The organism is Acinetobacter lwoffii (assembly GCF_024129715.1).
Taxonomy (GTDB): domain Bacteria; phylum Pseudomonadota; class Gammaproteobacteria; order Pseudomonadales; family Moraxellaceae; genus Acinetobacter; species Acinetobacter lwoffii_U.
On the sequence record NZ_JAMXXM010000006.1, the window covers coordinates 1 to 25,265 of the forward strand.

At 45.2% G+C, this 25,265-nt stretch carries 28 protein-coding genes; 9 read left to right on the forward strand and 19 right to left on the reverse strand.

Going from position 1 to position 25,265, the window contains the following annotated elements:
- The 5 genes from NI462_RS06305 to NI462_RS06325 all read right to left on the reverse strand — a co-directional run.
- The coding region (locus NI462_RS06305) for a GTP-binding protein (RefSeq protein WP_072292276.1) at window positions 1–90 on the reverse strand (90 nt) is incomplete at its 3' end.
- A gap of 92 nt (window positions 91–182) precedes the next feature.
- Window positions 183–2,318, reverse strand: coding sequence for an elongation factor G (fusA, locus tag NI462_RS06310; RefSeq protein ID WP_174894616.1), 2,136 nt, complete (start codon window positions 2,316–2,318; stop codon window positions 183–185).
- Between the two features lie 128 nt (window positions 2,319–2,446).
- Window positions 2,447–2,917: a 30S ribosomal protein S7 gene (gene rpsG, locus NI462_RS06315; protein WP_004279240.1), complete on the reverse strand. Its 471-nt coding sequence runs from the start codon at window positions 2,915–2,917 to the stop codon at window positions 2,447–2,449.
- Window positions 2,918–3,097: 180 nt separating this feature from the next.
- Window positions 3,098–3,472, reverse strand: coding sequence for a 30S ribosomal protein S12 (rpsL, locus tag NI462_RS06320; RefSeq protein WP_002050319.1), 375 nt, complete (start codon window positions 3,470–3,472; stop codon window positions 3,098–3,100).
- Between the two features lie 156 nt (window positions 3,473–3,628).
- Entirely contained in the window at window positions 3,629–5,113 is a 1,485-nt protein-coding gene (locus NI462_RS06325) for an EcsC family protein (protein ID WP_253159624.1), read from the reverse strand.
- A 273-nt stretch (window positions 5,114–5,386) separates the two neighbouring features.
- On the opposite strand from NI462_RS06325, the gene NI462_RS06330 reads away from it, so the two are divergent.
- Window positions 5,387–6,616: a beta-ketoacyl synthase N-terminal-like domain-containing protein gene (locus NI462_RS06330; RefSeq protein ID WP_004730606.1), complete on the forward strand. Its 1,230-nt coding sequence runs from the start codon at window positions 5,387–5,389 to the stop codon at window positions 6,614–6,616.
- A gap of 23 nt (window positions 6,617–6,639) precedes the next feature.
- Window positions 6,640–7,092 carry a CopD family protein gene (locus NI462_RS06335; protein ID WP_004646107.1) on the forward strand — a complete coding sequence of 151 codons (453 nt, stop codon included), beginning with the start codon at window positions 6,640–6,642 and terminating at the stop codon, window positions 7,090–7,092.
- A gap of 58 nt (window positions 7,093–7,150) precedes the next feature.
- Here NI462_RS06335 and NI462_RS06340 read toward each other — a convergent pair whose 3' ends face one another.
- The 4 genes from NI462_RS06340 to NI462_RS06355 form a co-directional block, all read right to left on the reverse strand.
- Window positions 7,151–8,578 carry an amino acid permease gene (locus NI462_RS06340; protein ID WP_253159626.1) on the reverse strand — a complete coding sequence of 476 codons (1,428 nt, stop codon included), beginning with the start codon at window positions 8,576–8,578 and terminating at the stop codon, window positions 7,151–7,153.
- Window positions 8,579–8,747: 169 nt separating this feature from the next.
- Complete coding sequence (locus NI462_RS06345) at window positions 8,748–9,113, reverse strand: RidA family protein (RefSeq protein ID WP_114541406.1); 366 nt, start codon at window positions 9,111–9,113, stop codon at window positions 8,748–8,750.
- Between the two features lie 44 nt (window positions 9,114–9,157).
- Window positions 9,158–10,270, reverse strand: coding sequence for an alanine racemase (alr, locus tag NI462_RS06350; protein ID WP_253159628.1), 1,113 nt, complete (start codon window positions 10,268–10,270; stop codon window positions 9,158–9,160).
- Between the two features lie 34 nt (window positions 10,271–10,304).
- Window positions 10,305–11,564 carry a D-amino acid dehydrogenase gene (locus NI462_RS06355; RefSeq protein ID WP_004646103.1) on the reverse strand — a complete coding sequence of 420 codons (1,260 nt, stop codon included), beginning with the start codon at window positions 11,562–11,564 and terminating at the stop codon, window positions 10,305–10,307.
- A gap of 140 nt (window positions 11,565–11,704) precedes the next feature.
- Here NI462_RS06355 and NI462_RS06360 point away from each other — a divergent pair, with 140 nt between their 5' ends.
- Window positions 11,705–12,172 (forward strand): Lrp/AsnC ligand binding domain-containing protein, encoded by a 468-nt coding sequence (locus NI462_RS06360; protein WP_253159630.1) that lies wholly within the window; start codon window positions 11,705–11,707, stop codon window positions 12,170–12,172.
- Window positions 12,173–12,260: 88 nt separating this feature from the next.
- Here NI462_RS06360 and lysM read toward each other — a convergent pair whose 3' ends face one another.
- From lysM to NI462_RS06390, 6 genes are all read right to left on the reverse strand, one after another.
- Complete coding sequence (lysM, locus tag NI462_RS06365; protein WP_253159632.1) at window positions 12,261–12,755, reverse strand: peptidoglycan-binding protein LysM; 495 nt, start codon at window positions 12,753–12,755, stop codon at window positions 12,261–12,263.
- Window positions 12,756–12,939: 184 nt separating this feature from the next.
- Entirely contained in the window at window positions 12,940–13,176 is a 237-nt protein-coding gene (gene acpP, locus NI462_RS06370; protein ID WP_004646101.1) for an acyl carrier protein, read from the reverse strand.
- An 83-nt stretch (window positions 13,177–13,259) separates the two neighbouring features.
- Entirely contained in the window at window positions 13,260–13,994 is a 735-nt protein-coding gene (gene fabG / locus NI462_RS06375) for a 3-oxoacyl-ACP reductase FabG (protein WP_253159633.1), read from the reverse strand.
- A complete protein-coding gene (gene fabD, locus NI462_RS06380) occupies window positions 13,991–14,977 on the reverse strand; it encodes an ACP S-malonyltransferase (RefSeq protein ID WP_253159636.1) in 987 nt (328 codons plus the stop codon). The genes fabG and fabD overlap by 4 nt, the downstream gene beginning before the upstream one ends.
- Window positions 14,978–15,200: 223 nt before the next feature.
- Window positions 15,201–15,383, reverse strand: coding sequence for a 50S ribosomal protein L32 (gene rpmF, locus NI462_RS06385; protein WP_004279227.1), 183 nt, complete (start codon window positions 15,381–15,383; stop codon window positions 15,201–15,203).
- 77 nt (window positions 15,384–15,460) lie between these two features.
- Window positions 15,461–16,018, reverse strand: coding sequence for a YceD family protein (locus NI462_RS06390; RefSeq protein ID WP_004279226.1), 558 nt, complete (start codon window positions 16,016–16,018; stop codon window positions 15,461–15,463).
- 97 nt (window positions 16,019–16,115) lie between these two features.
- Here NI462_RS06390 and NI462_RS06395 point away from each other — a divergent pair, with 97 nt between their 5' ends.
- The 3 genes from NI462_RS06395 (at window position 16,116) to NI462_RS06405 (ending at window position 17,813) form a co-directional block, all read left to right on the forward strand.
- Entirely contained in the window at window positions 16,116–16,778 is a 663-nt protein-coding gene (locus tag NI462_RS06395; protein ID WP_114541402.1) for an elongation factor P hydroxylase, read from the forward strand.
- Between the two features lie 87 nt (window positions 16,779–16,865).
- Entirely contained in the window at window positions 16,866–17,483 is a 618-nt protein-coding gene (locus NI462_RS06400) for an L-threonylcarbamoyladenylate synthase (protein ID WP_004646095.1), read from the forward strand.
- 45 nt (window positions 17,484–17,528) lie between these two features.
- A complete protein-coding gene (locus NI462_RS06405; RefSeq protein ID WP_004279223.1) occupies window positions 17,529–17,813 on the forward strand; it encodes a hypothetical protein in 285 nt (94 codons plus the stop codon).
- An 81-nt stretch (window positions 17,814–17,894) separates the two neighbouring features.
- Here the strand turns inward: NI462_RS06405 and NI462_RS06410 are convergent, their stop codons facing one another.
- Window positions 17,895–18,374, reverse strand: a complete 480-nt coding sequence (locus tag NI462_RS06410; protein WP_004279222.1) for a hypothetical protein — start codon at window positions 18,372–18,374, stop codon at window positions 17,895–17,897.
- 504 nt (window positions 18,375–18,878) lie between these two features.
- Here NI462_RS06410 and NI462_RS06415 point away from each other — a divergent pair.
- From NI462_RS06415 to rluB, 3 genes are read left to right on the forward strand one after another with little or no spacing between them, the layout of a single operon-like run.
- Window positions 18,879–19,673: a segregation and condensation protein A gene (locus NI462_RS06415; RefSeq protein WP_129717087.1), complete on the forward strand. Its 795-nt coding sequence runs from the start codon at window positions 18,879–18,881 to the stop codon at window positions 19,671–19,673.
- Window positions 19,670–20,260, forward strand: a complete 591-nt coding sequence (gene scpB, locus NI462_RS06420) for an SMC-Scp complex subunit ScpB (protein WP_004279220.1) — start codon at window positions 19,670–19,672, stop codon at window positions 20,258–20,260. Before NI462_RS06415 ends, scpB begins: the two co-directional genes overlap by 4 nt.
- Window positions 20,261–20,301: 41 nt before the next feature.
- Complete coding sequence (gene rluB, locus NI462_RS06425) at window positions 20,302–21,354, forward strand: 23S rRNA pseudouridine(2605) synthase RluB (protein ID WP_005107723.1); 1,053 nt, start codon at window positions 20,302–20,304, stop codon at window positions 21,352–21,354.
- Between the two features lie 54 nt (window positions 21,355–21,408).
- On the opposite strand, the gene NI462_RS06430 is transcribed toward rluB, so the two are convergent.
- Genes NI462_RS06430 through NI462_RS06440 form a run of 3 tightly spaced genes read right to left on the reverse strand, consistent with a single transcriptional unit; the run spans window position 21,409 to window position 25,253 of the window.
- Window positions 21,409–23,145, reverse strand: coding sequence for an ABC transporter ATP-binding protein (locus NI462_RS06430; RefSeq protein ID WP_129717085.1), 1,737 nt, complete (start codon window positions 23,143–23,145; stop codon window positions 21,409–21,411).
- Between the two features lie 10 nt (window positions 23,146–23,155).
- Complete coding sequence (locus NI462_RS06435) at window positions 23,156–24,307, reverse strand: ABC transporter permease (protein ID WP_253159638.1); 1,152 nt, start codon at window positions 24,305–24,307, stop codon at window positions 23,156–23,158.
- Window positions 24,308–24,314: 7 nt separating this feature from the next.
- Window positions 24,315–25,253 (reverse strand): ABC transporter permease, encoded by a 939-nt coding sequence (locus tag NI462_RS06440; RefSeq protein WP_253159640.1) that lies wholly within the window; start codon window positions 25,251–25,253, stop codon window positions 24,315–24,317.
- Window positions 25,254–25,265 lie beyond the last annotated feature (12 nt).

Sequence of the window (25,265 nt, forward strand, 5' to 3'; positions counted from 1 at the left end):
AGCTGTTAAAGTTGTTTTACCATGGTCAACGTGACCAATTGTGCCCACGTTAACGTGTGGCTTATTACGTTCAAACTTAGCCTTAGCCATGAGATCTTCCTTTTTAAACTACTCATGCAGGATCACTGCATGAGCACTTGGGTTTAACTATGAATTAGTTTGGGCTTATAGTAATCGAAAGATTACTCGTCGTCACCTTTTTTACCGCCAGATTGGAACTTAGAAATGATGCCTTCAGCCACGTTACGTGGAGTTTCAGCATATTTAGCAAATTCCATAGAGTAAGTCGCACGACCTTGAGACATAGAACGCATATGAGTTGCGTAACCAAACATCTCAGCCAATGGAACTTCAGCACGAATGGCTTTAGTACCACCAGGAAGATCGTCCATACCCTGAACCATACCACGACGACGGTTTAAGTCACCCATGATATCGCCCATGTAGTCTTCTGGAGTTTCTACTTCAACTTTCATGATCGGTTCAAGAAGGATAGGATCCGCTTTCATGAAACCATCACGGAAGGCATAAGAACCCGCCATTTTGAACGACAATTCGTCAGAGTCGACGTCATGGTAAGAACCGTCGAACAATGTCGCTTTAATGCCAACTACTGGGTAGCCAGCCAAAACGCCATTCTTCATACGTTCTTGAATACCTTTGTCAACCGCGCCGAAGAATTCTTTAGGTACAACACCACCTACAACTTCTTCAACGAATTCGTAATCTTTTTCAGACTCAGGATCCATCGGTTCTAAACGTACATATACGTGACCGAATTTACCTTTACCACCTGTTTGACGTACGAATTTACCTTCTTGCTCAACAGACTTTTTGATCGTTTCACGGTAAGAAACCATTGGCTTACCAATGTTCGCTTCAACACCGAATTCACGCTTCATACGGTCAACAATGATATCAAGGTGAAGCTCACCCATACCAGCAATAATCGTTTGACCAGATTCTTCGTCTGTACGAACGCGGAATGATGGATCTTCTTTCGCCAAGCGACCTAAAGCAACTGACATTTTTTCTTGGTCAGCTTTAGTTTTAGGCTCAACTGCAAGTGCAATTACTGGCTCTGGGAATTCCATACGCTCTAGTGTAATTACGTGGTTTTCATCACATAATGTATCACCAGTAGTCGTGTCTTTAAGACCTACACATGCCGCGATGTCGCCTGCACGAATTTCTTCGATGTCATGACGATCGTTTGCGTGCATCTGTACGATACGGCCAACACGCTCACGCTTCATTTTTACTGGGTTATAACACGGGCTACCCGCTTTAAGAACACCAGAATAAACACGTACGAACGTTAAGTTACCAACGAATTTGTCGTTCATGATTTTGAATGCTAACGCAGCAAACGGTGCTTCGTCAGACGCTTCACGAGAACCTTCAGACTCAGCTTTGTCATCAAGGATACCCTTGATCGCTTCAACGTCAGTCGGTGCTGGCAAGAATTCAATTACTGCGTCCAACATACGTTGAACACCTTTGTTCTTGAATGCTGAACCACAAAGCATTGGTTGGATTTCGTTCGCTAATGTACGCTTACGGATACCGCCAACGATTTCTTCTTTAGTCAGCTCTTCGCCTTCTAGGTACTTGTCCATGAGTTCTTCTGATGCTTCTGCAGCAGCTTCAACCATGTTAGTACGCCATTCTTGAGCTAGCTCAAGTAATTCAGCAGGGATTTCGCCATATTCGAACTTCATACCTTGAGATGCTTCATCCCAGATAATCGCTTTCATTTCGATTAGGTCAACAACACCCTGGAAGTTTTCTTCTGCACCAATTGGAACAACGATTGGCACTGGATTACCGCCAAGACGTGTTTTAACTTGTTCAACTGCACGGAAGAAGTTCGCGCCAGTACGGTCCATTTTGTTAACGAACGCAATACGTGGAACTTTATATTTATTTGCTTGACGCCATACAGTTTCTGACTGCGGCTGAACACCACCTACAGCACAGTAAACCATGCACGCACCGTCAAGAACACGCATAGAACGCTCAACTTCGATCGTGAAGTCAACGTGTCCCGGGGTGTCAATTACGTTAATACGGTGTTGTTCGAACTGGTTGCCCATCCCTTTCCAGAAGCATGTTACAGCTGCTGAGGTAATGGTAATACCGCGTTCTTGCTCTTGTTCCATCCAGTCCGTAGTTGCCGAACCTTCGTGAGTTTCACCAAGCTTATGGCTCTCACCTGTGTAGAACAAAATACGTTCAGAAGTGGTTGTCTTACCTGCGTCGATGTGCGCAGAAATACCAATGTTACGGTAACGAGAAATTGGGGTTTGACGTGCCATGATTTCTAGCATTCCTAAATTTTGTTGTTTAAAACAGGACGCTTTAAGCTGCATAGCAACTTAAAGCGCTTTGGTGACAAAACCATGACGGTCTTGTCACCCTCCTGAATAGGGCCTGTTTTATCTGCTTAGAAACGGTAGTGAGAGAATGCTTTGTTGGCTTCAGCCATACGGTGCACATCTTCACGTTTCTTAACCGCAGCGCCTTTGCCTTCAGATGCATCAAGCAACTCGCCAGCAAGACGTAAAGCCATAGTTTTTTCAGAACGCTTAGCAGCAGCATCTACTAACCAACGCATCGCTAGAGCAGTACGACGGGATGGGCGTACTTCCATAGGAACTTGGTATGTAGCACCACCAACACGGCGTGCTTTTACTTCGACCATAGGACGAACTTTTTCAAGAGTAGTCTCGAAAAATTCAACTGGGTCTACTTTAGATTTTTCTTGAACGCGGTCTAAAGCACCGTAAACGATACTTTCAGCAATAGATTTTTTACCATCTTGCATTACGTGGTTCATGAATTTAGCGATTGTTTGGCTGCTGAACTTAGGATCCGGAAGGATTTCACGAGCAGCGACTACGCGACGTCTTGGCATTTTAAACTACCTATAAAGATGACACTTCAGGTTTATCCAGCATGAGTACAAAGTGTCATGTACTACTCGCTGGCCTTACTATACGTCGCTTGGAATTTTCACAAAATTAATGCAGAAATCAGACAAGCGAGACGATAAAGGATTGCGGTTCTACGTTCTTAAAATTTAATTCTTAACGAATTATTTCTTAGGACGTTTAGTACCGTATTTAGAACGAGACTGGTTACGATCTTTAACACCAGCACAGTCTAAAGAACCACGAACGGTATGGTAACGTACACCTGGTAAGTCTTTAACACGACCACCGCGGATAAGAACAACACTGTGCTCTTGTAGGTTATGGCCTTCACCACCGATGTAGCTAGAAACTTCGAAACCTGAAGTTAAGCGAACACGGCAAACTTTACGCATTGCTGAGTTAGGTTTTTTAGGTGTAGTTGTGTAAACACGTGTACAAACACCACGGCGCTGTGGACAAGCCTTCAACGCAGGAACTTTAGATTTTTCAACTAAAGTCGTACGACCCTTGCGGATCAACTGATTTGTTGTTGCCATTTGGCAATTCTCCCGTTAATAAAAAGCCCCAAAAAACTACTACTTTTTGAGGGCATGCAATTGTAATTCAAGATGCAAAATTGGTCAACCTACTCAAGCCAAGCAAATACCGTTTCTCACGACATTTGCCTGCTTTTATTTACCTTCAAAATTCGCTTATTTTTTTGAATTTTTACTGACTTTTTTAGTCACATCTTGAGCTTCAGATTCAGTTTTCGAATTTTCTTGATCGTCTACGCCCTGCTGTGAAGTCTCTGTAGCAGCTTCTGCCTCGTCAGCAGCTTCTGGATGCAGTTCAGCTTCGATTTCCGGATCAAATGAAGTTTTGGTTAAAGCGGGTTGTTGCGACTGCTTATCTACCGCAGGTTCAACCAACTCATCGTTAAGCGCTTCCAGCCCTTCACTCACCTTTTCATCTTTCTTCACTTCTGCTTCTTCAGAGCTTAGATCATTCTGCTCTTTTTTGACCAGCTTGACTTGGGTAATCGTGTTATTGCCCTCAATCGCAATATCTTTATCCATGATCGGCTTATCTTTCGCAGGCTCAACGTCGTGAGAGGCACCATTTAGGAGTTTCGGAGTTGCCTGTTGTAACAAACTGACTGCTTTTTCATAGGCAGCATAAGGAGACAATTGCGAATCCTGATGCTGAACTAGGTATTGGCGTGCATGTGAGAATGCTTCTTGAGCTTTCTGATTTACATCCTCGACAAAACGGTGGCTATATACTGCACCAATACCTGCACTTGCCAGAGGCGTTAGTTTGGTTAATCGCTCCAGAATCGAAATTTTTGGCAGATGATTCATCCATTCCCATTTAGCCTCTCCCTCATGACGACTTAGCCATTGTTTGATAGCGCTGACATCATTATCAGAACCTAGCATGGCTTGTAGCTGGGAGATATCATGAGTTTTAAGGGTATTACTTAACGCTTTTAAACCCAATAACAGGGTTTGCTTTTCTGCAATCAGGCTCAGGTCGATCTGTCTAAAGATATGCTGGACGATTTCCTGATCATCTTCTTTGCTCAGGTCAAAACCATAAGAGCGACCGACTTGATAAATGGTACGCAACGCCATCAGTAAAGAAGCGGGAATATCAATCGCGGTGCCAAGCATCCCTGAAGCACCACTCACTGCACCCTGAACCGTCGCAATCCATTTGTTTTGTTCACCTAAAGCCTGTGAAATTCGCTTGGATCGGTCGACGTCCTGAGTCAATTCTTCTAAATCTTTCGCTCCAGCTTCATTCAGAATGGCATCAACCGAACTGGTTTGATTACTAAATTGATTCAGACGCTCATAAAAGTAGTTAGACACTTTTTCGGTTAAGTCTGGAGAAACAAAATGCGCGACATTATTCACGGTATTAAAGCGGCGCCCGAGAAGTTGACGAGAGACATTTGGAAGATGCTCGCGAAGCATTTGCTGAGGATTATCATATTTTTTAGCTGAAAAAGCGCTTTTCGTCTTCGCCGAACCGTCAATCACCTGATCGGAGTTAGAAGGCTTCAGCGCTTTAGTCACCGAATCCGGCGCAACATGATTCAATAAATCCAATCCGGTTGAACTGAACTTTTTCGCCACTCCAAAGGCATTCGAAATCAGACCATTAGAATGTTTATTATTAGCATTTACCATTTTTTACCTCAGCATTCATGTGCTTGTATTTGGTATAAATACTAGGTGTAGTCAGCGTTTATCTCAACTTTATTCTGTTTCATTTAGTAAAACCCCTACATGCCGACTCACAAACTCAACCGACTGTCACACGGCATAACATTTGCCATAAGATTTCAAAAGTCTTTCTGCTATCATGTTCCCCATCATGAAATAAGGCTAAGCGCTGGATTGGGCGATTTTAAAACCCAGATATCTGCCGCTGAGCATAGAGCAAACTATAAGGATCTGTAGATGAAACGTGTTGTCATCACTGGCATGGGTATTAACTCATGTATTGGTAATACATTAGAGGATGTAAACCATTCTTTACAAAACGGGATTTCAGGAACACGTTTTAATCCGACTTATGCTGAACTCAATTTCAAAAGTCATGTCAGTGCTGCAGCCGAGCAGGATTTCGATGGGATCGACCGCAAACTGAAACGCTTTATGGGTGTATGTGCGATGTATGCATATAACTCAGCTCTTGCTGCGGTTGAACATGCAGGTTTAAAGGTTGAAGACTTAGCTGGCAACCCACGTTATGGTATCGCGGGTGGTTCAGGTGGCGGTTCAACTGCTTCCGTTATTGAAATGAACGAATTATTGCAAACCAAAGGTGCGCGTAAAGTCGGTCCTTTCTTTGTACCACGTAATATGACCAACACCATTACGGCTAACGTTGGCGTTGCATTCAAATTACAAGGTGTAGCACATACCATTACTAGTGCATGTGCAACTTCTGCGGATGCGATTGGTTATGCCTACAACCTGATTCAACTCGGCAAACAAGATTTAATGCTGGCAGGTGGCGGTGAAGAAGATCACTGGTCACAAAGCTTGTTGTTTGATGCGATGGGCGCACTTTGCTCTAAATACAACGACAGCCCTGAAACAGCATCACGCCCTTATTCTGCAGACCGTGACGGTTTCGTGATTGCCGGTGGTGGTGGTTTTGTAATCCTTGAGTCTTTGGAACATGCGCAAGCGCGTGGTGCCAACATTCTTGCCGAAGTCGTAGGCTATGCAGCTAACTCGGATGGTGCCGACATGGTTGCACCATCTGGTGAAGGTGCAACGCGTTGTGTACTGATGGCTTTAGAAGAAGCAAAACAACACGGTGTCGATAAAATTGACTATGTAAATACACATGGTACTTCTACTCCAGCGGGTGACATCACAGAACTTAAAGCAATGGAACGTGCTTTCGGTGAAGGTCAGGTTCCGCCACTAAGCTCAACCAAGTCAATGACAGGTCACAGTCTGGGTGCTGCTGGTGTTCAGGAAGCGATTTATTCAGTTCTGATGATGCAAAATGACTTTATTGCGCCAAACATCAACGTGACCGAGCTGGATGAAGGCGCAAAACCGTTTGATATCGTGCTTGAAAAACGTGACGCAAAATTGAATACTGTGATGAGTAACAGTTTCGGTTTCGGCGGCGTAAATGCTTGTCTCATTTTCAAAAAATGGGAAGGCTAAGCTGCCCAGTTTAGGGTGACTTGATGGATGCTCCTTCTGATGCTTTCTTGTGGGTAAAAGCATTACATATTATTGCGGTGGTTTGCTGGTTCGCGGCTTTGTTCTACTTGCCACGGTTATATGTTTATCATGCCATGAGCGAAGATGCCGTCAGTCATCAACGCTTTGAAGTCATGGAACGCAAGTTGTACCGTGGCATCATGTGGCCAGCCATGTTGGCCACCTTGATTACGGCACACTTTCTGGTGGATTGGGGTGATGCAACGCGTCATTACCATGAAGCCTTATGGTTTTACCTTAAAGTCGGCCTGGTCGGCTTATTGGTGATTTACCATCTGGTGTGTGGTTATTACCGCAAGAAGCTGATTGGTAATGCACACTACAAGTCACACAAGTTTTGGCGTTATTTTAATGAGATGCCAACCCTGATCTTATTTGCCGTGGTGATTTTAGTCGTGGTTAAACCTACTTTCTAATTCACCAACGTAATCAAAAAAATCCCCGATCAGTCGGGGATTTTTTATGTCTGAATATTTAAGGATTGTCACGCTGACGCATACGTGGCTTATACAGCAAACGATAGGTCACTGCCAGAATAATTAACCATAAAGGACTGATCATCAGAGCCTTTAAGGTATCGGGTTCCAGACTTAAAATAATCAAGGCGAATAACAGGAATGCCAATACCACATAAGACATCCACACTCCACCCGGCATTTTAAAGGTCGAGGCGGCATGCTTTTGCGGTTGCTGCTTACGGTAACGGATGTAGCACACCATAATGATGCTCCAGATACTAATAAACAGGATCACACACAGCGAACTTGCCAGAGTAAAGGCTTCCATGGTGTTTGGCACAAAATACTGAAATGCTGCCCCCAACATAATAAAAGCACAGGAGAAAAATAACCCTGTGGCTGGTACAGCTCTGCTAGATAACCGCGCCAAAGCTTGAGGTGCTTGTCCGTCACGTGCCAGACCAAACAACATACGGCTGGTCGAGAATACGCCACTGTTCATAGAGGACATCACTGACGACAACACCACCAGGTTCATGATAATGGCTGAAGTTGGAATACCGGCATACAGGAACAAACTCACAAAAGGACTTTGATCCGCAGGAATCAGATGCCACGGTGTGACCGACATGATCATCAGCAATGACAATACATAGAACAGAATGATCCGCGTAGGAATAGCGTTGACCGCTTTGGGTAAGTTCTTTTCCGGATCTTTGGTTTCTGCCGCCATTGTGCCGAGCAGTTCCACCCCGACAAAGGCAAACATGGCAATCTGGAAACCTGCTAGAAAACCGGTAAAGCCTTTGGGAAATAAGCCACCATGTGCCCAGACATTACTAAAGCTGGCGACAGCGCCACTCGGTGCCTGAAAACCGCTAAACACCATATAGCCACCGACAAAGATCAAACCAAGGATGGCTAAAATCTTGATTAGTGCAAACCAGAATTCAATCTCACCAAACAGTTTGACCGTCACCAGGTTAATCGCGAGAATAAACAGCACACAACCCACACTAATCATCGCCTGCCCAATCGGGGTAAAAGCCATGCCTTCGGGCAGCCAGAAAATCAAGTAGTTAATAATCGCCGCGAGATCGGCAATCCCTACCAGCACCCAACCCAGCCAGTATGACCAACCAATATAATAGCCAGCACCCGGCCCGATCAGGTCATGGGCCATATCAATAAAGGATTTGTAATGCAGATTGGACAGCAGCATTTCACCCAACGCACGCATCAGGAAGAAGAACATGCCACCAATGATCATATAAATGATCAAAATTGAAGGACCTGCCAGGGAGATGGTTTTTCCCGATCCCATAAACAGGCCAGTACCGATACAGCCACCAATGGCGATTAACTGCAAATGTCGGTTAGAGAGTTTTCGTTGCAACTCATGCGGCGACGATTTTACGTCTTCTGTGCCCGGGGTGGTTTTCATTTTTACATCCTTTTTAATCTTTACAACAGCATCAAGCTGAATTTACAACGTTCAGTCCTCGAACGCTTATTATGACATTTTCATACTTTTTACTGCGCTGTTCAGTGAGATTTACTGCACTAAAACGACTTAAATCATTGCATGGGAGATTTCAATATCAAAAATTCAATTAAGCTTGAGCTGCAATGACTGCAATTTCAATCAGCCAGTCCGGATTGACCAAATCTGCCTGAATCGTAGCACGTGCCGGCGTACCATGACCTCGTAACCATTCCACCCAAAGCTGGTTTACGGTAGCAAAATCATCTAGATGCTTGACAAATAATTGTGCAGAAAGCAGCTGGCTTTTATCGGTATTTGCCAATGCGAGCAATTCCTCAATTTTTGCAAAGACTTCCAGTGTTTGTCCGCGTACATCCAGATCCGTGCTATTCGGCACCTGACCCGATAGATACACGGTTTGCTGATGAATCGTCACCGCACTCATGATTTGATTGCTGTTGAGTCGCTGAATGGCTGTATTTGCCTGTGTCATGCTGATATTCCTTGGGATATTTAAATAAAATTTAAATTAAAAATTTAAGCGTCAATCTGGAAATGAACCCGAGCGGTCACCGCACACATCAGCTCATAGCCGATGGTGCCTGAACTGGCCGCCACTTCATCAATCGGCAAAACCACACCTTGGGAAGATTGGCCCCAAAGTACCACTTCACTACCTATATCTGCGTGCGGCAGTGCAGTCAGATCTACCGCCAGCATATCCATACTGATTCGACCCAATGTGTGCGTTTTGATTGAATCTACCAGCACGGGTGTACCGGTCTCCGATAGTCGTTGATAACCATCGGCATAACCACAGGCCACAATCCCGACCCGCATTTCCTGCATGGCAATAAATTTGGAACCATAGCCAACACTCTGACCTGTCTGGATCGTTTGAATGGCAATAATTTCACTGCGCAAGCTCATGCTCGGTTGCAGATTCCAGTCTTGAATCGTGTGTGTTGGATAATCTGGTGAACTGCCATACAGCATGATGCCGCTACGTACAATGTCTGAATGAAGGGTTTGATGATGCCGCAGAATGGCTGCGCTATTACTGAGCGAGATTTTACCTTCAAGCCCCTGAATGGACTGGCTAAAAATCAGGTTTTGATACTGAATCCCGTCCACGCCAAAACGCTGGCCATCCGCATCGGAGAAATGGGTCATATGGGTAATGGAACGGACAGTGTTCAGCTGTTGCAGCTCCTGCCAGATCTCTGCATATTGCTGCGGCTCGAAACCCAGACGGTTCATGCCGCTGTTCATTTTCAAATACACATCAAACTGTGCATCCGGCGCTATTTCGGCAAACTGTTTCAGCCATTGCACTTGATGTCGGGAATGAATGGCAAAGCTCATTTCATGCTTCACACATGCAAATAAATCCTCAAAAGCGAAAATACCTTCGAGCAACATTAGCGGCTTCTTGCATCCCAGCGCACGTAGCCGCGCGCCCTCTTCAATATCCAGAAAGGCAAAACCGTCTGCACCTTCAAGTCCAGCATAGACACGTTCAATCCCGTGCCCATAGGCATTGGCCTTGACCACGGCAAATACCTGACTATTGGGCATACATTGGCGCGCCACACTTAAATTATGCGCAAGCGCCTGTTGATGGATAATTGCAGTAATGGGACGTGGCATACATTCCTCCTTGAATATTCCGCCTCAGATAGTCTTAAGCCGCCTGGTGATAGCGCGCCAATGACAATCCTTCGGTACTAATTTCAGGATCACGTGCCAAAACCAGATCGCTGATTAATTTTCCTGAACCGCAGGCCATGGTCCAACCCAGCGTGCCATGTCCAGTATTCAGGAACAGGTTTTTAAAACGGGTTTTCCCAATAATTGGCGTACTGTCCGGGGTCATTGGACGCAGTCCTGTCCAGAAACTGGCCTGATTCATGTCTCCTCCAGGGAATAAATCACGGGTCACCATTTCCAGCGTGCCGCGACGATCTTCATTCAGACCCAAATTAAAACCGCTCAGTTCAGCCATTCCCCCTACGCGGATGCGCTGGTCGAAACGGGTAATCGCAATTTTATAGGTTTCATCCAGTACTGTAGATTGTGGTGCATAGGCCGGATCTAAAATCGGAATGGTCAGTGAATAACCTTTCACCGGATAGACCGGTAAATTCAGTTCAAGCGGTTTGAGGAAATCACGTGAATAACTACCAAAGGCCAGCACATATTTATCTGCCGTGAGTACCTGACCATTCACCAGAACACCTTTGATCTGGTCACCTTCTACAATCAGCTTTTCAACGTTTTGATTGAACTTAAACTCTACACCCATCCCTTTGGCATGTTCTGCCAGGGCATTGGTAAACAGATAGCAGTCACCTGTTTCATCATTGGGTAAATGCAGACCGCCTACCAGTTTGTCTTTTGCCTGTGCCAATGCCGGTTCTACACGCGCCAATCCATCGCGGTCCAGCAGTTCAAATTCAACTCCGGTTTCTTTCAGAACTTCAATATCGCGCTGCACCGCATCCAGCTGCGCATCTTTACGGAAAATCTGCAAAGTGCCTTTTGAACGGTTTTCATAAGAGATGCCAATATCACGGCGCAAATTACGCAAACAGTCACGGCTATATTCAGCCACACGCACCATCCGTTCTTTATTGACTGCATAATGCTGCGCATTACAGTTTTTCAGCATTTGTGCCATCCACTGCAATTGCCACAAGCTGCCATCGACATTAATCGCCAACGGTGCATGATGCTGAAACATCCATTTGACTGCCTTAAACGGAATACCTGGTGCAGCCCAAGGGGTCGAGTATCCTGGAGAAATCTGCCCGGCATTACCGAAGCTGGTTTCTTGCGCCGGACCTGCCTGACGATCCAGCACAGTCACAGTTGCTCCCTGCTGCGCCAGATAGTAAGCGCTTGCCACACCAATCACACCACTACCCAAAACTAATACGCGCATTACCTTAACCCTCAAACATCTTTTCAGTTTATTTCACTAGTATATTTTTGCTTTAATAGTTAAATTCACTATATTCAGACTGTATATTCAGTGGAATAAATATTTTTTCGGGCAGAATTAAAAAAAAGAGGGAAATATTGATGCGCAAATTAGACCGCATTGACCGCATGATTCTGGATATCCTGCAACGCGATGGCCGGATTGCCATTAGCGAACTTGCAGCACGCGTCAATCTATCGACCACGCCCTGTTCAGAACGGGTAAAACGGCTGGAGCGCGAAGGCATCATCATGGGCTATTACGCCCGTTTAAATCCGGAAATGCTGGAGCGCAACCTGCTGGTTTTTCTGGAAATCAAGCTCTCCGCCAAATCAGGAGATGTCTTTGATCAGGTGGCACGTAATCTGACTGAAATTCCGGAAGTTCTGGAATGTCATTTAATTTCCGGTGATTTTGATTATCTGGTCAAAGCGCGCTTAAAGGAAATGAGTGCTTATCGCCGTTTGTTGGGAGATTTACTGAAAAAACTGCCCGCTTCTGCTTCATCCCACAGTTATGTGGTGATGGAAGAAGTCAAAGAAGGTTTATATCTGGATCTCGGTGTTTAAGGATTTTGACTTTTTTAAGACTCCTATCAAAAACAACAAGGCCCCAAATGGGGCCTTGTCATGCAACAGCTAGTAAATTGGTTGCGCTTTAAGCAGGAATGCGGAGCACCTGTCCCGGGAAAATATCATCTGCATCTTTGAGCAAGGGACGGTTGGCTTCAAAAATCTTATTATACTGATTAGCATCGCCATAAAATTCTTTTGAGATTTTAGACAAACTGTCACCTGATTTTACCGTGTAGAACTTACTTTCCGGCTCAGGACTGCTCACCGTCAACTGATCATCCACTTTGGCCACATGATCAATATTACCCACAGCCAGAACAATCTTTTCACGATCAGCCTGGCTTTGTACCTGACCTCTGACCGTCGCCAGATCCGAAGCGGAATTATAACTGATGGATAGGCCACTGATCGGAAGGCCCAGACTTTTCACATGGCCGAGTAATTTATTCGCCACTTCCTGAGCAGAGGGCTCTGCAGGTTGTGCTGCAGCCGGCGTTGTCGTTGTAGGTGCAGCCTGTGGTTCCGCAGCAGCTGTATTCTTCTTACCGATACCTTTTACAAAATCAAAAAGACCCATAGCGGACTCCATTCTTGTTGTTAATGTCACGTCACTCTTATTTTTATAATGAAATTAGCCAAGGTATAGTTAGTCATTGGTGACAGAAAGGTAATCGATTGTAAAATTCCTTTTGGGTGAAAAGTAGACACAAAAAAACCACCGAGATGGTGGTTTTTATGCTCAGCAAAACTGAAATCGGCGATTAACCCAGTTTCTTAGAAACATAGTCAATTGCAGATTGAACAGTTGTGATTTCGTTAGAATCTTCATCAGGAATCGTGATGTCGAAATCATTTTCGAAAGACATAACAAGTTCAACTAGATCTAGAGAATCTGCACCTAAGTCATCCATGAAAGACGCTTCGTTTTTAATCTCTTCGATTTTGATACCAAGTTGTTCTGCAACTGCTTGCTTAACACGTTGTTCGATATCGCTCACAGGAATTCTCCTCATTGCTTGTGGCGTTTTTAATGCCGTTAGTTTAATTGAATCTAAAAAATTTGGAAAGTTTATACTTGAGCTTAGCTCATGTATAAGCCCCCATTTACATGCATAACTGTACCAGTAATGTAACTGGCTCTATCCGAAGCCAAGAAACTTACGGCATTTGCGATATCCTGCGGATCACCTAAACGGTTTAAAGCCACCTGCTCAGTCATTTTTTTACGAATTTCTTCGCTTAGCTGTTCAGTCATTTCAGTCGCAATAAAACCTGGTGCTACCGAGTTTACGGTAATTTGACGGCTACCCATTTCTTTGGCAAGGCTACGGCTAAATGCCTCAATACCTGCTTTGGCAGCAGAATAATTGGCCTGACCCGGGTTGGCAAAGTGTGCCACCACAGAACTGATATTGATAATGCGGCCGAAACGCGCCTTGGTCATGCCTTTGAGTACACGCTTAGACAAACGGTAAACTGCTTTCAGGTGAATATTTAAAATATCATCCCAGTCATCTTCAGACATACGCAGCAGCAAATTGTCTTTGGTAATACCTGCATTATTGACCAACGCAAGGACTGGACCATAGTTCTGTTCGATGTCCGTTACCAGCGCATCAATCGCAGCACCATCACGTACATCTAGTACTTTTCCAGCGCCATTTTCAGCAAATTCTGCCGATAATTTTTCCGCACCTGCTTCAGACGTTGCAGTACCTACGACAAAATAACCGTCTTGAATCAACTGCTGTGCGATCGCAGCACCAATACCACGACTTGCACCTGTTACCAGAGCAACTTTACGTTCCTGTGTCATGCACTTTTCCCTTCTGCCGCCAATACGGTATTTAATGCATCTTCCAGACGGGATTGACTGTCCAGTGGAAGTGCTTTTTGAATATTCGGCAAGCGTTTCGCCAAGTTGGTCAATACATTACCCGGACCACATTCTACGATGTACTCAATCCCTTCATCTTGAAGGAATTGTAAGGTTTTGGTCCATTGTACCGATTCATACAGTTGCGCGGTCAACGCCTGACGCAATTCATCCACATTAGTTGCCGCTTGCGCGCCCACATTTTGTAATACAGGAATGCGTGGCAGCTCAATGGCGGTTTGTTCCAATGCTGGCGCAAACTGTTCAGCGGCAGGTTTCATCAATGAACAATGCGATGGAACCGATACTGGCAGTGCAATGGCTTTACCGCCATTTTCTTTGGCCAATGCCATCACCGCTTCAACGCGATCTTTATTGCCGGCAACGACAACCTGCCCTTGCGCATTGTAGTTCGCCGCTTCGACAGAACCTTCGCCTGCTGCAGTTGCTTGTGCACACAGCTCAATCACTTTGGCATCGTCCAGACCCAAAATCGCAGCCATCGCGCCTACACCCTGAGGTACTGCAGTCTGCATGAGTTTGCCACGCAGGTTCACCAGCTTCGCAGCATCAGCCAAGCTTAAAGCACCCGATGCGACCAATGCGCTGTATTCACCCAGTGAATGGCCTGCCAGATATTTCGGTGCTACACCGCCAGATTCTAACCACACGCGCCATAATGCAATACTTGCAGTCAGCAATACCGGCTGGGTAAATTCGGTTTGATCCAGACCTTCACCAGTTTGCGCAATCTGCCACAGATCAAAACCGACGGCTTCAGATGCTTCTGCAAATGTCTCGCGAATGCTCGCAAACTGTTCTGCAAGTTCAGCCAGCATACCGGCTTTTTGGGAACCCTGACCCGGAAACACAAATGCAGTTTTTGTTGCTGGCGCTGCTTGTTCGAGTGGTGTAGCAGACATAATAAAATCCTTTCATTCAAGAGGTGTGCTTCTTCAATCCTAACAAGAAGACTGACCAATAAGACCACCTAAATCATTGTGGAGCGCAATTTAGCATGTAATTTTGTCGGCGGTAATTGCCAAATACAACAAAAAACCGATACACCTAAAAATCAAAGACAAAAAAAAGGGAGCTAAATGCTCCCATTTTTTCTACTAAGCTTGACGCTTAATACATCACCAATTATTCAGCAGATGCTTTAGCGAATAATTGACGACCACGGTAGATACCATCTTTAGATACGTGGTGACGACGGTGAGTCTCGCCAGTAGCTTGGTCTACAGTTAATGCATTCTCGGTTAAAGCGTCATGTGAACGGCGCATGTCACGGCGAGAGCGACTTTTACGGTTTTGCTGAACGGCCATGATGGCTCCTTACAAAGATCGAAAAAATGGATCAGAACAAATTCGATTGTCTTATACACAAGAGTATAACACAAAAATTAGTTAAGTTTACCCTTCAAAGCAGCCAAAACTTCAAACGGGTTGTCCCGTTTTTCTTCAGCCACTTCTTCTACGGCAGGTTGATGCTTATGTTCACAAAACTCATGTTTAGGCGACAACGGCATCAACAATAACAGTTCATCTTCTATTAGCGCGAGCAAATCAGCGGTCGCAGGTGCATCATAATCACCTTTGGTCGTTGCTTCACTTTCACCTAGGACGATGAAATCAGCATCCTCATCCAAGCGCTCTATCAGTGACTCATCATCCACAAGTGCCAAATGGAACGAAGAAACCAGTTCAATTTCTACGGTTTCCAGACAACGCTGGCATTCCATAGGAACTTTTGTTTCAACGTGACCATCTAGCCATGCAATACGATGATAGGCATCCATTGATAGCTTACAGTCTATGTTAATCAATTGATCATCAATTGATCCAACAGCTTCACGAGCGATACGAACAAAGCGGGATAAAGGCAGTTGACCTGACCATTTAAAGCCCTGTTCAGCCCATTTAAACGGCTCAATCTGTGCCGGAAAGGTATTTGCTGACATAATTAAGGCGGCAATTCTACAAATTCATCAGTACTCTGTCAAAGATTAAGATACAATTTTGTACTTATTTCGACAGACCATTTGGGTAACTCAAGTCATGCATCTGTTGCAGCCGCAAACAGAAGTGAATGTTTCATCACTCGTTAGCACAATTCCAAGCCTTGATTCTGACAGTTCAACACAACAAGTGCAACTCTCGCCATGGGCGAATTTATCGTCAGAAGCGCAGCAGGTGGACTGGCTCATCTTACACTTTAATCACTGGTTTTCCCATTTAAATGTCACTTTAGTGCGTGGCGAATTTGAACCAGAATATTTCCCTGCTAGCGCAGACCGTCCTGCCCGCATCCAGTTTGCGCATGGTTTCTTTAATAGCGCTTTGCATGAAATCAGCCACTGGACCATTGCCGGAGACAAACGCCGCCTGCTGCCTGATCTGGGTTATTGGTATGCCCCGGATGGCCGTACCCGCGAACAGCAGGCTTTATTTGAACAAGTCGAAATCAAACCACAGGCAATTGAATGGATGTTTGCCCAGGCTTTTGGCCGTAAGTTCCGGGTTTCTTTGGATAACCTGACTGGCGACGGCGGTGATGGCGCCAGCTTTAAAGATAATGTCTACGCTCAAGTTCAGGCTTATTTTAATGGTACAGCCAAACTTCCACGTGATGCAGCGCACTTTATCCAATGTATCTGTATCTGCATTAGAGGTGGCAAAAGTTTACAATCTGATGAATTTATACGTGAAATGCTTGATTAAATTACACAAATCTACCTTTTTTATGATTGCCAGATCTTGCCTGAGCGCCACATAATAAACCATCAGCCCAAGCTTGGAGTAGTCTCTATGCTGCATTTACGCGTACACCCAGACAATCCGCAACCCCGCTTAATCAGTCAGGCAGTGGAACGTATCCGTGCGGGTGATGTGGTGGTCTATCCCACTGATGCGGCCTATGCGATTGGTTGCCAGATTGGGAACAAGAGTGCCATGGAGCGGATTGCGCAAATTCGTGGTCTGGGCCCAAAGCATCAATATGCGATTCTGTGCTGTGATTTGTCCGATATTGCCACTTATGCCAAGGTGGACAATGCCATGTACCGTTTGCTGAAAAATAATACACCGGCTATTACGACCTTTATTTTACCTGCGACCAGCGAAGTCCCGCGTCGGTTGATGCATCCCAAGAAAAAAACCATTGGTCTGCGCATTCCAAATAATCCGGTGTGTCAAATGTTACTGAAAGAACTCGGTGAACCGCTGTTGACCTCTACCCTGATTTTACCGGGTCAGACTGACCCACTCGATGATCCTTATGATATTGAAATGCAGCTGGGCAAACGCATTGATGTTTTTGTAGATAGTGGTTTAGGCACGTTGAGCACGACCTCTATTGTAGATTTATCTGGTGATCATCCAGAAGTGATTCGTCGTGGTATGGGAGATGTCAGCGCCTTTGAATAAACGACGCTTGAGAAATTCCTACAAACATTCGGGGAGTCAAAATGAATGGATTTATTTTATCTCCTGCTAAATCAGCATGAATTTTCTGCACAGGATTTAATCTATGCAGAACTGCCTTGGACACTGCAATCCAAGGCAGTCATGGTCGAAGCACATTTTCCTTCCCATCCCACTGTAAATATTGATCATACTGAGTACCAATTTTTCCTGACGTTGGCTGTAGCGAGACAGTTGTTGCAGATCTATTCAAACCAAAATGTATGCCTGGCAGAGACTTGCCAACGTATCATTGAATTTGCGACCAAGGAATACAATCATTCCTCACCATGAAAATCTAAAACAGCATAGGGTGAGAGGTTGCAGTTCTATTCTTTTCAATTCGACAGGTATGCAATGGTTGCCAAAACCAGTTTAGGAATCTGAACTACGTTCATAATGACGAACTGCAATGAAATTTGGGCATTGCGATAGCTTCTGTTCATGGTGCATGAGTTCCTCGCCCAGCTTATTTTTCAGATACACATGAAAAATGATCTGATCATCTTCCAGTACATTCAGCATCGCCGTACGTGCTTTGGGTTCCATGACTTTAAAGGAATTGATCGACTCACAAGACATGGCTTGCATATCTAGCTTAATCCGCTCATCCAGCTGGTCGCCCTCATAAGCCATATGCCGCATGTAAAAACGAATATTGGGATATTGGTCCAGCACACTAAAATCCATTTTCATGGCCTGCATGACAGGTCGGGCCTGTTCCGCAAAAGCTGAAAATCCGCCTGATTTCAGTCCTGTGCGTGCTTCATCTTCAAGCTGCATAATCTGATATTTGGGATAAGCCCAAAATCCCCCGAATGCGATCATCCCAATAACAACCAGAATAAGTGGCATGCTTTCTTCACCTTTTTATTGATTTTTGTGATTCTTGACTATTTTTCGAGAGTATAGCGGTATTTTTGACCAAGAATTATAGGAAAATATTTTATTAATACTTATTAATTTTATGTTTTTTAATGGGAAATCCGTTTAAAAATCACTCAATATCTGCCAGCTAGCTTATTTTCTCTTTTGATGAGAATCACTGTATTGATCGAGTTTTTTAAGTGCATCAACTGGCCTCATCCACCAGATACGCTTGATTATGAGAGCCAATTTAACGTGAAAATCACCGCAGCATTTCCCGCTATGTTCTGTCATTTTTCTCGTTGCTATTTTGAAAGAGCTGATAAATTCCATTATTTTTTTAAGTTTTTATGGCTTTGACGGCTTATTTAATTTATTTAAAGTTACTTTTCCAGTACAATGACAACGCTTAATCCTGTGCTTTTCTTTCGATCAGATACCGAAAATCAAGCCTTTGCATGCCTTTGAAAATTCGCGTGGCCTATAATTGTAATGACTCAAATTATCCATAACACTATGGAATCTGCTCCGCACATTCGGGTTCTGGATGAATGGCAGGATACAATTCCAGAGGATCTGTACATTCCTCCAGCGGCATTTGAAATCTTATTAGAACATTTTGAAGGCCCACTCGACTTTTTAATTTACCTGATTCAAAAAAACGGTTTTGACTTGTTACAGGTCGATATCGCGCCAATTGCAGCACAGTATTTGTCTTATATGGACGCGATGAAATCTCTGAACATCGAGCTGACGGCCGACTATATGGTGATGGCAGCCTTACTGGCAGATCTGAAATCGCGTTTGCTATTACCGAAACCGAAAAGCCTGGCTACACTTGAACAGGATCCAAAACAAGAACTGATTGACCGTTTAGAAAATTATTTAAGAATTAAACAGGCAGCAGAACGTCTGGGCCAGATGCCGATTCTGGAACGTGACACTTTCACCACCAACGTCAGTTTGGGCGAAATCCAGCAGCCGAATGAAGGCTATTCAAGCGATTTATTGCGTGATGCCTTGCTTTGTATATTTAACCGTCCTGAACCGGTGATTCATCAGGTGCAACAGGAACCGGTACTGCTGGAAGAACGTATTGCCTATATTGAAAGTTGTATTGAAACTGGCGCAATACTCAGCTTTAAGGACTTGTTAAAACCGAGCCAAGGCCGTATGGGTATGGTGGTAACCTTTATGGCGGTGCTGGAACTGACCCGACAACAAAAAATTCAGATTATTGCTACAGGTATTGAAGCCCCGCTCGCGATTCAAGGAGCCAGTCAATGACACTCGATCAAAATACGCTGTTATCTGCAGAAGATAATCTGCATGAAGTATTGATGCAGCTTGAAGCCATTATTTTTGCCAGCGACTCCGCGGTTTCATTGGCTCGTCTGAAAGAAACTTTTCAGGATCGCTATAGCAAGCAGGAATTACGCCAGTATTTACAACAACTTTCCATGCTGATGCATGGCCGTTCAATCGAACTGATTGAAACAGCACAAGGTTATCGTTTTCAAGTGCGTGCAAAATATCGTAATATTATTGCACAGACCTGGCCTGAGCGACCGGCTCGCTTGTCACCTTCATTACTGGAGACACTTGCGGTGATTGCTTATCACCAGCCAGTGACTCGAGCGGATATTGAACAGATTCGTGGTGTAACGAATAACAGTCAAAACTTGCGTACGCTGTTTGACTGGAACTGGATTAAAGAGTCCGGATTTCGTGAACTCCCTGGAAGACCTGCGTTGTTAATGACAACGCCACAATTTTTAAATGCGTTTGGCCTGAATAGTTTGGGCCAATTGCCTCCCCTGCAGGATGCCAAGGAAGCTTTTATGGCCCTCGATGCGAATGCACCGAAGTCATAAATAGGTGAACTGTTGATAATTATTTCTAAGGTTATGCTGTCATGAGTGAAAAGTTGCAAAAGGTGCTTGCACGCGTTGGTTTGGGTTCTCGCCGTTATATGGAAGAAGTCATTGCCGCGGGTCGTGTAAGTGTCAACGGGCAAATTGCCCAAGTGGGTGAACGAATCGAACCAGGTGATGAGCTTCGCATCGATGGTCGTAAAGTTGCCTTCCAGATTGAAGACGAAATCCGTCGTCGTGTCATTATCTATTACAAGCCTGAAGGCGAGATCTGCTCACGTAGCGATCCTGAAAACCGTCCGACCGTGTTTGAACAGCTGCCTGCTATTCCGGGCGATCGCTGGGTGATGGTCGGTCGTCTGGATATTAACTCCACCGGTCTACTCTTGTTCACAAATGATGGTGAACTTGCGAATCGCTTGATGCACCCATCGAATGAAATCGAACGTGAATATGCAGTTCGTGTCATGGGTGAAGTAACGCCACAAATTCGTAACAACATGCTTAAAGGCGTGGTGCTAGACGATGGTCCGGCAAAATTCGAATCTTTCTCTGAACTGGGCGGTGACGGGATCAACCGTTGGTTCCAGGTCGTGGTGAAAGAAGGTCGTAACCGTGAAGTACGTCGTATCTTTGAATCACAAGGCCTGAAAGTCAGCCGTCTACTGCGTACCCGTTATGGTACTGTGATTTTGCCACGCGAACTGCGTACCGGTCGCTGGATTGAACTGGATAAAAACGATATCGACAACCTGACCAAAGCTGTGGAATTGAAGCCACGTCAAGGTACAGGCTTGTTTGGTATGGCGAAACGCCGTAACGAGCGTATGCAAGACAAACCGATGGCTGCGCGCCGTGGCGGTTTCTTGCGTCAGCAACGTCGTGACAGTGATGAGCAACCACAAAATAATACTGGCCGTGAGCGTCGTGATGACAATGCTTATGGTCGTCGTGACAGAGCTGAAAACCAGAATGGCACTCAGTTTGTACGTCGTGAAAACCGTCCTGATCAAGGTTTCGGCCGCCGTGAAGAGCGTGATGAAAATGCGCCGCGCCGTCCATATGGCGTCAACAAAGGCTTTAAAAAGTTTTAATTAAGATAAATAAAAAAGTCAGGCACATTGCCTGACTTTTTTATGCCTTATGCATCAGGCACTTTGTGGAATCCCTTGCGGGATAGCACCGATTAAACGCTTGGTATATTCATGCTGTGGAGATTGATACAGTTCATCTGAATTGGCGATTTCTACCAACTCCCCATGATTCATCACCATGATCTGATCAGAAATATATTTCACTACCGATAAATCATGCGAAATAAAGATATAGCTCAGACCAAATTCATCCTGTAAGTCTTGCAGTAAATTCAGCACTTGCGCCTGTACTGATACATCCAGTGCCGAGACCGATTCATCACAGATTAAAATCTCAGGTTTTAAAGTCAGACAACGTGCAATTGCAATCCGCTGACGCTGACCACCAGAAAACTCATGCGGATAACGATAAAAAGCCTGTGCAGGCAAGCTGACCCTCTCCAACAAGTCTAAAGCCATTTGTTTGCGTTCGGCATCATCCTGACCAATCTTGTGAATCTGCATCGGTTCCATCAGGATTTGTCCAACAGTAAAACGTGGATTCAGCGAAGCATAGGGATTCTGAAAAATGATCTGGATTTTACGTTGATACTGGGTAAATTCCTTTTCCGACATATCCAGAATATCCCGCCCCTGAAACAGTGCCTTACCACCTGTAGCCTGTTGCAGACGCATCAGTAATAAACCGATGGTGGTTTTACCCGAACCGGACTCCCCGACCAGCCCCAAGGTTTTTCCTTTGGCCAGCTGGAAAGAAACTCCTTTTACTGCCTGAAATTCATCTTTGCCAAACAGTCCTTTACGACTATAAAAAGATTTCTTCAGATCCCGTACATCCAGAATCATTTCCTCTCCGCCCTTTAGTCCACGTGAACGTTGCGGAAGCTGAGTATTCAGGCGGATATCTTCCAGCCAGGTTGAACCATCCTGTTTCATAAAATCGCTAATCATCGGTAAACGTAACGGACGTTGCGACAATTGTGGACGACAGTGTAACAAGGCTCTGGTATACATGTCCTGAGGCCGGTCCAGCACCTCTCGAACCGGACCCTGTTCACGGATTTCCCCATGGCGCATTACAATCACCTGATCGGCAATTTCACCAACCAATGCAAGATCATGGGTAATAAACAGCATCGACATCTGGCGACGCTGACGCAGGGATTCCAACAAGTCCAGAATCTGCTTTTGAATAGTCACATCCAGGGCCGTGGTCGGTTCATCTGCAATCAATAGTTTAGGCTCACAGGCAATGGCCATGGCAATCATGACGCGTTGCTGCTGTCCACCGGAAAGCTGCCCCGGATAGGCATCAATTTTAGTTTCTGGCGCAGGGATCCCCACTTCTTTGAGCAGCTCCAGGGTACGTTGCCGCGCCTGTTTTTTATTCATGCCCAAATGTAGTTGCAGGATTTCTGCAATCTGCATGCCTACCGTAAATACCGGATTTAGCGAAGACATCGGCTCCTGAAAAATCATGGCAATGTCTTTGCCGCACATCTGGCGCATTTCACGGGTTTTAAGCTTGAGCAGGTTTTTCCCTTCAAAGATGATCTGGCTATCTTCTGAAATACGTGCGCTTTCTGCCGGAAGCAGGCCCATAGTGGCGAGGGAAGTAACCGACTTGCCACTCCCCGATTCACCTACCAGTGCAACCGTGGTATTGGCCGGAATCTCGAAAGAAACCCCTTTTACGGTCTCAATATATTCTTTATTTTCACCTTTAAAACTGACTCGCAGATTTTCTACGCGAAGTAACGCAGGTGCTGTGCTTGGATTGATTTCAGACATCGTTGCGCTCCTATTTCAGTTTTGGATCTAATGCATCACGGAGTGCATCGGTAAACATCGAGAAAGCAGTCACCAATACCGCCATGGCGATTGAGGCTGCCGCTAGTTGCCACCATTTACCCAAAATCAGCTCGCTTTGCGCTTCATTTAGCATACTGCCCCATGACACTACCCCGATAGGCACACCGAAACCGAGGAAGCTCAAAATGACTTCGGACTTGATAAATGCCACCACCAGAATAGACATCTGTACCAGGGCAATATGGCTGACATTGGGAAAAATATGGACAAACATACGACGCATATTACTCACGCCAATCGCCTTGGCAGCCAGCACATATTCACGTGCCGTATGCTTCATGTATTCAGCACGAACCAAACGGAAGACCCCGGTCCAGCCAGTCAGACCTAAAATCAGGATGATTGATAAAATACCTTTCTGCTGTAACACTGCGGCAATGGCCAAAACCAGCAACAGATAGGGAATCGAGGTAAAGATATTATAGAACCAGTTTAGGAAATCATCGACCCAACCACCAAAGTAACCTGCTATTGCACCCAGTGCAGTCCCAATCAGTACGGCAACAAAGGCTGCAATCAGTCCAACCAGAATCGAGGTTTCAGCCCCCTTGATGGTTTTCTGTAAAACATCCTGACCCCATTTATCGGCGCCAAAAACCAGACTTTGCTTGAGTTCCCCACTTTCATCCATCAGCTGGCCGCCGAGCTCCTGATTAATGGCCTTCATGTCTTCTGCCAGCGGATCGACCACTCCATAATAATCGATGCCTGCACCAGCACCCTGCTCAGCAGAAATTTCAGCATTCAATTCAGCAATGACATCTTTTAAGGGATCAACTGGATTGACCGGTAGAGGCACAGATTCTGCGCTCTGCTCTGTATCAGATGCAGCCGGAACTGGGGCTGCATTGATAAAACTCGGCGGTGCATAGCTGACCGCCACTTCTTTATTCCAGTCTTTGGCAATCAGGCCGCTCATTGACAGTACCAGCAGCAGCAGATAAAACAGCACCACATACAGGGAAAACATGGCAATCCGGTCACGTTTCAAACGGCGCATGGCCAGCTGCCATAAGCCTGTTGAAGCCGACTCAGGTGCTGCTTCAGCCGCTTGTTCTTTTTTAAATATCGCACTCAGCATAATTCACCTACTTCAACTGTACACGCGGATCGACCCATTTATAGATCAGATCGGCAATCAGATTGAATATCATGGTCGCAGCAGCGACATAGACCGTAATGGCTTTAATCACAGGAAAATCGGAACGTTCTACCGCAATAATGACTTCACGGCCAATTCCAGGAATACCAAAAAAACGTTCGATCAGGAAAGCACCAATCAGCAGTGCCGGAAGTCCTGCCATGACATCGGTAATAATCGGAATCGAGGCATTGCGCAAGACATGCACGCCCATGATACGGTTTTCACCCAGGCCTTTGGCACGCGCAGTACGTACATAGTCCTGATTAACTTCATCCAGTACGAAACTACGATACAGGCGTAGTGTTGGTGCGATACTGACCACCAACATAATCAGCACAGGTAACAAGGCGTATTTGAAAAGATTATCGGCAAAATTATCGCTCCAGCCCTGTACCGGGAACCAGCTCAGTTCATAGGCCAGGAAATACTGGAACACGATGATGTAAACCAGAATACTGATCGACATACCGATCGTACACAGCATCATGATCATGCGATCTGTCAAAGAACCACGAACCGAAGCCACACCCAAAGCCAGAATGATAGAAATAATAGTTTGCAGAATGGTCAGTGGAATCAGAATGGTCAGTGAGGGCCCCAAACGGGTGGTGATAATCTGTGCCACCGATTCTCCGGTACTCCAGCTCACCCCATAATCAAAGGTTAAAATCTGCTTGATAAAGATCCAGAGTTGTACGTAATACGGTTGATCCACACCCAGTTGCTGACGGATGTTTTCAATCTGTTCCACATTGGCCATTTTACCGGCCAGAATATAGGCAGGGTCTCCGCCTACCCAGTTAAACAGCAGGAAAATCAGCAAAATCACCCCGAGCATGGTCGGGATCATTTGCCAAAGCCGTCGAATAATATATGCCAGCATCGCTTGCCTTCC